Origin of the sequence: Klebsiella sp. GW_Kp182 (genome assembly GCF_040062275.1) — a bacterium.
In the GTDB taxonomy this organism is placed as follows: Bacteria; Pseudomonadota; Gammaproteobacteria; order Enterobacterales; family Enterobacteriaceae; genus Klebsiella; species Klebsiella michiganensis.
On record NZ_JBEAFQ010000043.1, the window covers coordinates 19,025 to 31,382 of the forward strand.

Consider the following 12,358-nt stretch of genomic DNA (forward strand, 5'->3'; position numbering starts at 1 on the left):
CGTATTGCCTGACAATACGCCGTTTTTGTTTTCCCCTCATGTGGCGCAGGCTGATTTACCACCCGGAAGTCAACTATGCACTGCGGCAAACGCTGGTGTTGTGTCTGCCGGTTGCGATTGGGCTTCTGCTCGGTCATCTCCAGCAGGGGCTGCTGTTTTCTCTTGTTCCCGCCTGCTGCAACGTTGCCGGGCTGGATACGCCGCATAAACGCTTCTTTAAACGCCTGATTATCGGCGGCAGCCTGTTTGCCGGCTGTAGCCTGATCGTTCAGCTCCTTCTGCAGCGAGACATCCCTTTGCCGCTGATCCTCACGGGTCTGGCGCTCATCCTCGGCGTCACCGCCGAAATCAGCTCCCTGCACGCTCGGCTGCTGCCCGCCTCGCTTATCGCGGCTATTTTTACCCTCAGTCTCGCTGGCAATATGCCGATCTGGGAGCCGCTGTTAATCTACGCCATGGGCACCTTATGGTATGGCGTGTTTAACTGGTTCTGGTTTTGGCTGTGGCGCGAACAGCCGCTGCGCGAATCATTAAGCCTGCTCTACCGGGAGCTGGCCAACTACTGCGAGGCCAAATACAGTCTGCTTACCCAGCATACGGACCCCGCCACATCGCTGCCGCCGCTGCTCAACCGCCAGCAGAAGGTGGTGGATCTGATTACCCAGTGCTATCAGCAGATGCATATGCTGGCGGCTAACCAGCGCAGCGATCACAAACGCCTGCTGCGCGCTTTCCAGGTTGGACTGGACCTTCAGGAACATATTTCCGTCAGTCTTCATCAGCCGGAAGAGGTGCAGAAACTGGTGGAGCGCAGCCACGCGGAAGCGGTGATTCGCTGGAACGCGCAAACCGTTGCCGCCCGCCTGCGGGAGCTGGCGGACGATCTCCTCTACCACCGTTATCCTCAGCGCTTTCAGATGGATAAACAGATCGGCGCGCTGGAAAAAATCGCCTGGCAGCATCCGGATAATCCGGTTGGCCAGTTCTGCGCCTGGCACTTCAGCCGCATTGCCAGGGTTCTGCGCACCCAGCGCCCGCTATACGCGCGTAACCTGATGGCGGATAAAACCCGCCGCCTGCCGCTGCTGCCCGCGTTGAAAAACTATCTGTCGCTTAAGTCGCCGGCGTTACGAAACGCGGCGCGTATCAGCGTGATGCTGAGCGTCGCCAGCCTGATGGGCAGCGCGCTGCATCTGCCTAAGCCCTACTGGATCCTGATGACCGTGCTGTTCGTGACGCAAAACGGCTACGGCGCAACCCGGGTACGTATCGTCCATCGGGCTGCCGGAACCATTGCGGGACTGGTCATTGCCGGGCTCACGCTGCACTTTCACGTTCCTGAAGGCTATACGCTGACCGCGATGCTGTTCATCACGCTGTTAAGCTATCTGATTATCCGCAAGCACTACGGCTGGGCGATGGTCGGGTTTACGGTGACGGCGGTGTACACTCTGCAGCTGCTCACCCTGAACGGCGAGCAGTTTATCATCGCCAGACTGATTGATACGCTGATTGGCTGTCTGATCGCCTTCGGCGGAATGGTCTGGCTATGGCCGCAGTGGCAAAGCGGGCTGCTGCGCAAAAATGCCCACGATGCGCTGGAAGCCGATCAGGAAGCGCTCAGGCTGATCCTCAGCGACGATCATCAGGCCCCGGCGCTGGCCTACCAGCGCATGCGCGTTAATCAGGCGCATAACGCGCTGTTTAACTCGCTGAATCAGGCGATGCAGGAACCCGGCTTTAACTCGCACTATCTGGAAGACATGAAGCTGTGGGTGACCCACAGCCAGTTTATTGTCGAGCATATTAACGCGATGACCACTCTGGCGCGCGAGCACAATATGCTGACGCCGGATCTGGCGCAGCGTTATCTGGAATCCTGCGAGATTGCGCTCCAGCGCTGCCAGCAGCGGCTGGATTCCGACGGGCCGGGCAGCGCGGGGGATGTGAACATTATGGAGGCGCAGGATGCGGAGGTTCCTCGCGGCCCGCTCAGTACGATGGAGCAGCATTTGCAGCGCATCCTCGGGCATCTGAACACCATGCACACCATTTCATCGGTGGCATGGCGTCAGCGTCCGCATCATGGCATCTGGCTGCGCGCCACTAAGCGCTAAGCACCCGCTCAACCGCCAGGGCAAAGCGCGCCATGCCTTCAGCAATATCGCTATCATCAATCACCAGCGACGGTACGAAGCGCATCACGTCCGGTCCGGCATTGAGCACCATGACGCCCGCCTCTGCGGCGGCGTAGAGGAAATCGCGCGCCTTCCCGTGATACTGCGGCTTCAGCTCGGCGCCGATAAGCAGACCCATGCCGCGAATATCGCTGAACAGATCGAACCGCGCGTCAATGCGCTGAAGGTGCTCAACAAACAGCTCGCGCTTCGCGGTGACGCCGTCCAGCACTTCCGGCGTATTAATCAGATCGAAGGCTGCTCCGCCGACCGCGCAGGCCAGGGGGTTACCGCCGTAGGTTGAGCCGTGAGAACCGGCGTGGAAAGCGCTGGCGATATCATGGGTGGTCAGCATGGCGCTGATAGGGAAGCCTCCGCCAAGCGCCTTGGCGCTGGTCAGAATATCCGGCGTCACGCCGTAGTGCATATAGGCAAACAGCGAGCCTGTGCGCCCCATACCGCACTGTACTTCATCAAACACCAGCAGTGCCTGGTGCTGGTCGCAGAGATCGCGCAATCCTTGCAGGAATTCCGGCGTCGCCGCCGTCACTCCGCCTTCACCCTGAATCGGCTCGACCACCACCGCGCAGGTATGATCGTCCATCACGGCTTTCACCGCGTGTAAATCGTTAAACGGCACGTGAACGATATCGGCCGGTTTCGGCCCAAACCCGTCGGAATATTTCGGCTGACCGCCGACCGAGACGGTGAAAAGCGAGCGACCGTGAAACGCATTATGGAAAGCGATGATTTTGGTTTTGTACGGGCTATGGCGGGTCACGGTGTAATGGCGAGCCAGCTTGAAAGCCGTTTCGTTAGCTTCCGTACCGGAGTTCATAAACACGACGCGATCGGCAAAAGTCGCATCCACCAGCTTCCGCCCGAGTCGCAGGGCCGGTTCGTTGGTAAAAACGTTGCTGGTATGCCACAGCTTTTCACCCTGCTCATGCAGTGCCGCCACCAGCGCCGGATGGCAATGACCGAGCGCGGTCACGGCAATCCCACCGGCGAAATCAACGTACTCTTTACCCTGCTGATCCCATACCCGGCTTCCCTTACCCTTCACCGGAATAAATTCTGCCGGTGCATAAATCGGCAAAATGACCTCATCGAATGTAGCGCGGGTGATTGCCGGTTGTTCAGTTGCCATGTGGTGCCCATCCTTTACGTTATGCAGCAATGATTATGATAATCTAATCACAAAATATGCATAAAAAATCAACTCATGGCAACTACAAATCACCGATTGAGGAAGTTTGCCAGCAGCTGGTGGCCCTGCTCGCTGAGAATACTCTCCGGATGAAACTGCACGCCCTCGAGATCGAACACGCGGTGGCGAATGCCCATGATCTCTCCCTCTTCGCTGCGGGCGGTCACCTCAAAGCATTCAGGCAGCGTTAGCGGATCAATGAGCAGGGAGTGGTAGCGGGTCACCGTAAGCGGGTTATTCAGTCCAAGGAACACCCCTTGGCCGGTATGGCTGACGGGGGACGTTTTCCCGTGCATGACTTTGGCGGCTCGTACGATAGCGGCGCCGAAAACCTGGGCGATGGCCTGATGGCCGAGGCAAACGCCTAAGATCGGCGTTTGGCCGGAAAAATGGCGGATCGCCGCCAGTGAAATCCCCGACTCATCCGGCGTACAGGGGCCCGGCGAGATAACGATTTTCGCTGGCGCCAGGGAAATAATGTCCGCTAACGTCAGCTCGTCGTTACGCCTGACCAGCACTTCCGCCCCAAGTTCGCAGAAATACTGGTACAAATTCCAGGTGAAAGAATCGTAGTTATCGATAAGCAGGATCATAGCGGCTCCGGGAACAAAGAACCGCGCTATTCTACTCAGTTTCCGTCGCTTCGCTTACCACTTTGCGAATTATCGTCCGCAGTGGAGAAAGGTCGCCCATCGCTCCGCTCTGGTTGGCCTGGTTCCACGCATCGACCGCAATATCGCGCCAATCCAGCGTATAGCCCGCATGAATAGCCAGCTGCTCAAAGAAAATGCGTTGCGCCATGCCGTTACCGAGACGGAAAGGATGCAGGACGTTAATTTCGCAGTAGTAATGAGCAAGACGTTCAATGAATTTATCCTGCGCGAGACCCACCAGATAACCTTCCTCTTCAAGATCCTGAAGCAGCGCGTTCCCCTCTTTTTCGATATAGGCGAAATGGCAGAAACGGGTGTCGCCCTGATAGATATCCACTTCACGCAGCTGCCCCGCCCAGTCGAAGACATCCTGATAGAGCTGGCGATGAATAGCGCAGAGATGAGGCAATCCCCGCACCAACGGCCCGAGTTCAATGGTTGCCGCGCGTAATGCGGTCAGCTCCCACGCCGCCTGCTCAAGTCGCTGAGCCTGGCGAATCCCCAGGCGGTTGCGCATCACCTTAAGACCGGGGTAGAGATAGGGGTCCCGCCCCTCGCCGAATTTATCGCTCATAGTGACTCCTTAACGCCGCAATGCGCGCCAGGGCTTCTTCGGGGGTAAGGGTTATCAGCGGAACATCGACGCCCTCCAGCCGTCGGCTGGCCTGAAAATTCACGTTACGTCGATCCTCCCAGAGACGGGACTTCTGTTTTTCGGTGAGCTTTTTCATTTAACACCTCCCTGACGCGTCCGCAGTTGCCACAAGTATAAGCGGCAAAAAACGATTTCGCAGGGAAGCGGGGGCTGCGCGGGTACGGGTTACCCGCGCAAAATAAGATTACGGCAGAACTTTTGCGGAAAGGATCACGATAGGTTTGGACGGTACATTCTGATACGGGCCAACGTTATGGGTCGGCACCTGAGAAATCTTATCCGCCACGTCCATACCTTTAACGACTTTACCAAACACCGCATAGCCAAAATCACGCTGGCCATGATCGAGGAAGGCGTTATCCGCAATATTGATAAAGAACTGGCTGGTGGCGCTGTCCTGATCGGCGGTACGCGCCATGGCGATGGTGCCACGCGTATTGCGCAGGCCGTTGTCGGCTTCGTTTTTAATCGGTGGATTAGGCTGTTTCTGCTGCATCTGCTCGTTAAAGCCGCCGCCCTGCACCATAAAGCCCGGGATCACCCGGTGAAAAGTGGTGTTGTTATAAAAGCCGCTGTTCACGTACTTGAGGAAGTTATCCACCGAGATGGGTGCTTTCTGGCTATTCAGCTCAAGCTCAATATTGCCCGCAGACGTGGTCAGCAACACATGGGGATCCCCTTTTGCCGCCATGGCCGGGGAGAATGCTGAAATGGCGAAAACGGCAGCCACCGCCGCGAGAGTTGATTTGAGCATGGAAATTCCTTAACGGAGCAGAATAAAAACCGAGTGCTTTGATTCTAAAGAGCCTTTGCATCCTGGGCCAGCCTTTTACCTAATTTTACTTAGCTGAAACAGTTGTAACGATGGGCCTGGCGATCGGCCAAATAGATAAATGTGATATGAGTCACACTAAGAATTGCAAAAAGATATAAATTTCAGAATAAACGTTTGCTTGAATCACGCTAACGCATAAAATCTGTCCGCCCGGCGCAGAGTCAACGCGCTTTACATTTCTATTCACAGGCCAGTCATGACTAACAGCAATCGTATCAAGCTCACATGGATCAGCTTCTTCTCCTACGCCCTGACCGGCGCGTTGGTGATTGTCACCGGGATGGTGATGGGAAATATCGCAGATTATTTTCATCTGCCCGTTTCCAGTATGAGCAACACCTTTACTTTCCTTAATGCCGGTATCCTGATCTCTATCTTCCTGAACGCCTGGCTGATGGAAATTGTTCCGCTGAAAACCCAGCTGCGTTTTGGCTTTATCCTGATGGTTCTGGCCGTCGCGGGTTTAATGTTCAGCCACAGCCTGGCGCTGTTTTCCGCTTCGATGTTCGTGCTTGGCCTGGTCAGCGGGATTACCATGTCGATTGGTACCTTCCTGATCACCCATATGTATGAAGGCCGTCAGCGCGGGGCGCGTCTGCTGTTCACCGACTCCTTCTTCAGCATGGCGGGGATGATCTTCCCGATGCTGGCCGCTTATCTGCTGGCGCGCAGCATCGAATGGTACTGGGTTTATGCCTGCATCGGCCTGGTCTACGTCGCTATTTTCATTCTGACCTTCGGCTGCGAATTCCCGGTATTGGGCAAAAAAGCCCTGCAGGATAGCCAGCCGGTAGTGAAAGAGAAATGGGGTATCGGCGTGCTGTTCCTCTCCATCGCTGCGCTATGCTACATCCTCGGTCAGCTGGGCTTCATCTCCTGGGTGCCGGAATACGCCAAAGGCCTGGGCATGAGTCTTGGCGACGCGGGTAAACTGGTGAGCGATTTCTGGATGTCGTACATGATCGGCATGTGGTCTTTCAGCTTCATCCTGCGCTTCTTCGACCTGCAGCGTATTCTGACCGTGCTGGCGGGCGTAGCGACGGCACTGATGTATCTGTTTATCAACGGTTCGCCGGAGCATATGCCGTGGTTTATTCTGACCCTCGGCTTCTTCTCCAGCGCCATCTATACGTCGATCATCACCCTGGGTTCACAGCAAACCCGAGTGTCGTCGCCGAAGCTGGTGAACTTCATTCTGACCTGCGGCACCGTGGGTACTATGCTGACTTTCGTCGTGACCGGCCCTATCGTTGCCGCCAGCGGTCCGCTGGCAGCGCTGCATACCGCTAACGGCCTCTATGCCGTGGTGTTTGTGATGTGTCTGATCCTCGGCTTCGTCTCCCGCCACCGTCAGAACAACGCGGCAGCGGAATCGCACTAAGCCTCAGGCCCCTTTGTTCCGGCAAAGGGGCTATTTCGGGTAAAGAACAGCTCCTCCCCGCCCCGATCCATCTGAACCCAGGTTTGCGCCAGCTGTGTGGTGGCGATGACTCTCCCCTGGCGGATTGACCAACGCACCGGAACCTGACAACGCACGGCCTCAAACCCGTTTTCCGCGGGCAGAATCACCAGATTCGCCGTGTTCCCCGTCGCAATACCGTAATCGCTCAGGCCAAACGTGCGCGCGCTATTTTCCGTGACCAGCTTCAGTCCCTCGTTAATCTGCTGATAGCCCATCATCTGGCAAACGTGCAGACCCATGTGCAGCACCTGCAGCATATTGCCGGTCCCCAGCGGATACCAGGGGTCAAATACATCGTCATGGCCAAAGCAGACGTTAATGCCCGCCGCCATCAGCTCCTTCACGCGCGTGATACCGCGACGCTTCGGATAGTCGTCAAAGCGTCCCTGGAGGTGAATATTGACCAGCGGGTTAGCGACGAAGTTAATGCCGGAGAGCTTCAGCAAACGAAAAAGACGTGACGTATAGGCGCCATTGTAGGAGTGCATCGCGGTGGTATGGCTGGCGGTTACTTGCGGACCTATCCCCTCTTTTAACGCCAGGGCCGCCACGGTTTCAACGAACCGCGACTGTTCATCATCAATTTCATCGCAGTGGATATCCAGAGGCCGCTGATACTTTTTCGCCAGACGGAAAGCGATGTGCAGGGATTCCACGCCATATTCGCGCGTAAATTCAAAATGCGGAATCGCGCCCACCACGTCGGCCCCCAGACGCAGCGCCTCTTCCAGCAGGGCCTCACCATTGGGGTAGGATAAAATGCCCTCCTGGGGGAAGGCGACAATCTGCAGCTCTACCCACGGCGCGACCTCCTGCTTTACCTCCAGCATGGCTTTGAGCGCGGTCAGCGTCGGATCGGAAACATCAACGTGGGTACGGACAAACTGGATGCCGTTGGCGATCTCCCACTTCAGCGTCTTCCACGCGCGGGCTTTAACGTCCTCATGGCTCAATAAAGCCTTACGCTCCGCCCAACGCTCAATCCCTTCAAACAGCGTCCCGGACTGGTTCCAGTTCGGCTCTCCGGCGGTTTGGGTCGTATCAAGGTGGATATGCGGCTCAATAAAAGGGGGGATGGCCAGTCCGCCGCGGGCGTTCAGCACTTCAAAATTCTCTTTGCGCGCCTCCCCCATAGGGGTGATATCCCCGAAGCGCCCCTTGTCTATCGCTATCTGCCATAACCCTTCGCGATCGGGCAGACGAACGTTCTCAATTAACCAAAGCGGCGCTGCTGTCATATCGATGACTCCCGTAATTGTTGCTGAAGTTTTACTCAACCCGCCGTGGGTATCCGTTGCTAATTTTGTACATAAAAAAAGCAAAAAGGAAAAGCCAGCGTTTTCCGTTACTTATAAAAATACTGACAAATCATAAACATACCACTTAAGTAGTAGGTAAAGGTGTAATTGATTTGCATCAATAAGTGTCGCGGCTGAATCGTTAAGGTAGGCGGTAATATAAAAGAAATCGAGGCAAAAATGAGCAAAGTCAGACTCGCTATCATTGGTAATGGTATGGTCGGCCACCGCTTTATTGAGGACCTTCTTGATAAATCCGACGCCAGCCTGTTCGATATTACCGTCTTCTGTGAAGAACCCCGTATCGCCTACGACCGCGTGCACCTCTCCTCCTACTTCTCTCACCATACCGCCGAAGAACTCTCTTTGGTACGGGAAGGTTTCTACGAGAAGCACGGCGTTAAGGTGCTGGTCGGCGAACGCGCCATCACCATCAACCGCCAGGAGAAGGTTATTCACTCCAGCGCGGGCCGTACCGTTTTCTATGACAAGCTGATTATGGCAACCGGCTCCTATCCGTGGATCCCGCCGATAAAAGGTTCTGAAACTCAGGACTGCTTTGTTTATCGCACCATTGAAGACCTGAACGCGATTGAAGCCTGCGCCCGCCGCAGCAAGCGCGGCGCCGTCGTCGGCGGCGGTCTGTTAGGCCTCGAAGCCGCGGGCGCGCTAAAAAACCTCGGCGTTGAGACCCACGTGATTGAATTCGCCCCCATGCTGATGGCGGAACAGCTGGATCAGATGGGTGGCGAACAGCTGCGCCGTAAGATTGAAAGCATGGGCGTGCGGGTGCACACCAGCAAAAACACCAAAGAGATCGTTCAGGAAGGTACCGAAGCGCGTAAAACAATGCGTTTTGCCGACGGCAGCGAGCTGGAAGTCGACTTTATCGTCTTCTCTACCGGTATCCGCCCGCGCGATAAGCTGGCCACCCAGTGCGGTCTGGAAGTCGCTCCGCGCGGCGGCATCGTGATTAACGACGCCTGCCAGACCTCTGACCCGGATATCTACGCCATCGGTGAATGCGCCAGCTGGAACAACCGCGTTTACGGCCTGGTCGCCCCGGGCTACAAAATGGCTCAGGTTACCGTTGACCATATCCTCCAGACCGAAAACGCCTTTGAGGGCGCGGATCTTAGCGCCAAGCTGAAGCTGCTGGGCGTTGACGTCGGCGGCATTGGCGACGCTCACGGTCGTACGCCGGGCGCGCGCAGCTACGTTTACCTCGACGAAAGCAAAGAGGTCTACAAACGCCTTATCGTCAGCCCTGACAACAAGACCCTGCTCGGCGCGGTGCTGGTGGGCGATACCAGCGATTACGGCAACCTGCTGCAGCTGGTGCTGAACGCCATCGAACTGCCGGAAAACCCGGACTCGCTGATCCTCCCAGCGCACGCGGGCAGCGGTAAGCCGTCCATCGGCGTCGATAAACTGCCGGACAGCGCACAAATTTGCTCCTGCTTTGACGTCACCAAGGGCGCATTGATTGCCGCCATTAATAAAGGCTGCCACACGGTGGCGGCGCTGAAGGCGGAAACCAAAGCCGGTACCGGCTGCGGCGGCTGTATCCCGCTGGTGACTCAGGTGCTCAACGCCGAACTGGCGAAACAGGGCATCGAAGTTAACAATAACCTGTGCGAGCACTTTGCATACTCCCGTCAGGAACTGTTCCACCTCATCCGGGTGGAAGGCATCAAAACCTTTGAAGAGCTGCTGGCGAAACACGGTAAAGGCTACGGCTGTGAGGTTTGTAAACCGACCGTGGGCTCGCTGCTGGCTTCCTGCTGGAACGAATATATCCTCAAGCCGCAGCATACCCCGCTGCAGGATACCAACGACAACTTCCTGGCCAACATCCAGAAAGACGGCACCTACTCCGTTATCCCGCGCTCTGCGGGCGGCGAAATCACGCCGGAAGGACTGGTGGCCGTCGGCCGTATCGCCCGCGAATTTAATCTGTACACCAAGATCACCGGCTCTCAGCGTATCGGCCTGTTCGGCGCGCAAAAAGACGATCTACCGGAAATCTGGCGTCAGCTGATCGACGCGGGCTTCGAAACCGGTCACGCGTATGCCAAGGCGCTGCGGATGGCGAAAACCTGCGTAGGCAGCACCTGGTGCCGCTACGGCGTAGGCGACAGCGTGGGTTTCGGCGTCGAGCTGGAAAACCGCTACAAAGGCATTCGTACGCCTCATAAAATGAAGTTTGGCGTCTCCGGCTGTACCCGCGAATGTGCGGAAGCCCAGGGTAAAGACGTCGGCATCATCGCCACGGAGAAAGGCTGGAACCTTTACGTCTGCGGCAACGGCGGCATGAAGCCGCGCCACGCGGATCTGCTGGCAGCGGATCTTGACCGCGAAACGCTGATGAAATACCTCGACCGCTTCATGATGTTCTATATCCGTACCGCCGACAAACTGACCCGTACCGCACCGTGGCTGGATAACCTGGAAGGCGGCATCGATTATCTGAAGTCGGTCATCATCGACGACAAGCTGGGCCTGAACGAACATCTGGAAGAAGAGATGGCCCGCCTGCGTGAAGCGGTAGTCTGCGAGTGGACGGAAACCGTTAACACCCCAGCGGCCCAGGTGCGCTTCAAACACTTTATCAACAGCGACAAGCGCGACCCTAACGTCCAGGTAGTGCCTGAGCGTGAACAGCATCGCCCGGCCGCGCCCTACGAACGTATCCCGGTAACTCTGGTGGAGGAAAACGCATGAGCCAGTGGAAAAACATCTGCAAACTCGATGACATCCTGCCGGAAACCGGCGTCTGCGCGCTGTTAGGCGACAAACAGGTGGCGATTTTCCGCCCCTATCACGGCGACCAGGTGTTTGCGATTAGCAATATCGACCCGTTCTTTGAATCCAGCGTCCTGTCTCGCGGCCTGATCGCCGAGCATCAGGGCGAGCTGTGGGTTGCCAGTCCGCTGAAAAAGCAGCGCTTCCGCCTGCGCGACGGCCTGTGTATGGAAGATGAAAGCCATTCGGTGGCGCACTATGAAGCCCGAGTGAAAGACGGCGTCGTGCAGCTACGCGGTTAATCACTTTACGGGAGGCGCAACGCCTCCCTTTTTTTGCATTTTTTTCTTCAATTGATGGCACAACGTCATTTCTACTGCATCGCGAAGGCAGCTAACCAAGAGCCAGCGCAAGGGATGAGGTGCTAAAGGAACTCCTATGTTTACGGACACAATAAACAAGTGCGCGGCCAACGCCGGGCGCATTGCGCGCCTCTCGGTCAATCATCCACTCAGCTTCTGGGTTAGCGCCATGATGGCGGGTGCCTACGTCGGCCTCGGCATCATCCTTATATTCACCCTCGGCAACCTGCTCGACCCTGCCGTTCGCCCGCTGGTGATGGGCGCCACCTTTGGCATTGCGTTAACGCTGGTGATTATCGCCGGCTCTGAATTGTTCACCGGCCACACTATGTTCCTGACCCTGGGCGTGAAGGCGGGGACCATCAGCCAGGGGCAGATGTGGGCGATTCTGCCGCAAACCTGGATGGGTAACCTTGCGGGTTCCGTTTTCGTGGCGCTGCTGTATAGCTGGGGCGGCGGCAGCCTGCTGCCGGTCGATACCAGCCTCGTCCACACCGTCGCGCTGGCAAAAACCAGCCAATCCGCGATGGCGCTCTTTTTCAAAGGCGCACTGTGTAACTGGCTGGTGTGTCTGGCGATCTGGATGGCAATCCGTACCGAAGGCGCGGCAAAATTTATTGCTATCTGGTGGTGTCTGCTGGCGTTTATCGCGTCCGGCTATGAGCACTCCGTCGCGAATATGACGCTGTTTGCCCTCTCCTGGTTTGGCCATCATAGCGATGCCTACACGCTTGCGGGAATCGGTCACAATCTGTTATGGGTAACACTCGGCAATACTTTGTCCGGTGTCGTATTTATGGGATTGGGTTATTGGTATGCTACGCCGCAATCGGAGCGCCCCGCCCCGGAAAAAACTAACGAGACTAAGAGTCTGGCTCAGTAGACGTAATCGGTGCAGGCAGGTTGAACATTGCCCAGGTTCAACCTGATAAATAAGATAGCCTGATAGCCAGATTCTAAG

General features: G+C 56.5%; 11 protein-coding genes. 5 read left to right on the forward strand and 6 right to left on the reverse strand.

Annotated features, from left to right (window positions below; genetic code table 11):
- Positions 1 to 38 precede the first annotated feature (38 nt).
- Entirely contained in the window at positions 39 to 2,117 is a 2,079-nt protein-coding gene (locus tag ABLU88_RS18655) for a YccS/YhfK family putative transporter (protein ID WP_064357747.1), read from the forward strand.
- On the opposite strand, the gene ABLU88_RS18660 is transcribed toward ABLU88_RS18655, so the two are convergent.
- The 5 genes from ABLU88_RS18660 to ppiA all read right to left on the reverse strand — a co-directional run bounded on the left by ABLU88_RS18660 (position 2,107) and on the right by ppiA (position 5,449).
- Positions 2,107 to 3,327, reverse strand: a complete 1,221-nt coding sequence (locus ABLU88_RS18660) for an aspartate aminotransferase family protein (protein WP_014839676.1) — start codon at positions 3,325 to 3,327, stop codon at positions 2,107 to 2,109. The genes ABLU88_RS18655 and ABLU88_RS18660 overlap by 11 nt on opposite strands.
- A gap of 89 nt (positions 3,328 to 3,416) precedes the next feature.
- Positions 3,417 to 3,980: an aminodeoxychorismate synthase component 2 gene (pabA, locus tag ABLU88_RS18665; protein ID WP_014227049.1), complete on the reverse strand. Its 564-nt coding sequence runs from the start codon at positions 3,978 to 3,980 to the stop codon at positions 3,417 to 3,419.
- Positions 3,981 to 4,011: 31 nt separating this feature from the next.
- Positions 4,012 to 4,614 carry a putative adenosine monophosphate-protein transferase Fic gene (locus tag ABLU88_RS18670; RefSeq protein WP_348837547.1) on the reverse strand — a complete coding sequence of 201 codons (603 nt, stop codon included), beginning with the start codon at positions 4,612 to 4,614 and terminating at the stop codon, positions 4,012 to 4,014.
- The gene (locus ABLU88_RS18675) at positions 4,604 to 4,771 is read right to left on the reverse strand and encodes a YhfG family protein (RefSeq protein ID WP_004854887.1); all 168 of its coding nucleotides are present in this window, start codon (positions 4,769 to 4,771) and stop codon (positions 4,604 to 4,606) included. The genes ABLU88_RS18670 and ABLU88_RS18675 overlap by 11 nt, the downstream gene beginning before the upstream one ends.
- A 108-nt stretch (positions 4,772 to 4,879) precedes the next feature.
- Positions 4,880 to 5,449: a peptidylprolyl isomerase A gene (gene ppiA / locus ABLU88_RS18680; protein ID WP_004854889.1), complete on the reverse strand. Its 570-nt coding sequence runs from the start codon at positions 5,447 to 5,449 to the stop codon at positions 4,880 to 4,882.
- Between the two features lie 277 nt (positions 5,450 to 5,726).
- On the opposite strand from ppiA, the gene tsgA reads away from it, so the two are divergent.
- On the forward strand, positions 5,727 to 6,911 hold the full coding sequence (gene tsgA, locus ABLU88_RS18685; protein WP_182158300.1) for an MFS transporter TsgA: 1,185 nt from the start codon (positions 5,727 to 5,729) through the stop codon (positions 6,909 to 6,911).
- On the opposite strand, the gene ABLU88_RS18690 is transcribed toward tsgA, so the two are convergent.
- Complete coding sequence (locus tag ABLU88_RS18690) at positions 6,908 to 8,230, reverse strand: cytosine deaminase (protein WP_348837550.1); 1,323 nt, start codon at positions 8,228 to 8,230, stop codon at positions 6,908 to 6,910. The genes tsgA and ABLU88_RS18690 overlap by 4 nt on opposite strands.
- Positions 8,231 to 8,470: 240 nt before the next feature.
- Between ABLU88_RS18690 and nirB the strand changes: the two genes are divergently transcribed.
- The 3 genes from nirB to nirC all read left to right on the forward strand — a co-directional run bounded on the left by nirB (position 8,471) and on the right by nirC (position 12,280).
- Complete coding sequence (gene nirB / locus ABLU88_RS18695; RefSeq protein ID WP_032751535.1) at positions 8,471 to 11,014, forward strand: NADPH-nitrite reductase large subunit; 2,544 nt, start codon at positions 8,471 to 8,473, stop codon at positions 11,012 to 11,014.
- Complete coding sequence (gene nirD / locus ABLU88_RS18700) at positions 11,011 to 11,337, forward strand: nitrite reductase small subunit NirD (RefSeq protein WP_004854898.1); 327 nt, start codon at positions 11,011 to 11,013, stop codon at positions 11,335 to 11,337. Before nirB ends, nirD begins: the two co-directional genes overlap by 4 nt.
- Before the next feature lie 136 nt (positions 11,338 to 11,473).
- A complete protein-coding gene (gene nirC, locus ABLU88_RS18705; RefSeq protein WP_224293521.1) occupies positions 11,474 to 12,280 on the forward strand; it encodes a nitrite transporter NirC in 807 nt (268 codons plus the stop codon).
- The last annotated feature ends 78 nt before the right edge of the window (positions 12,281 to 12,358 follow it).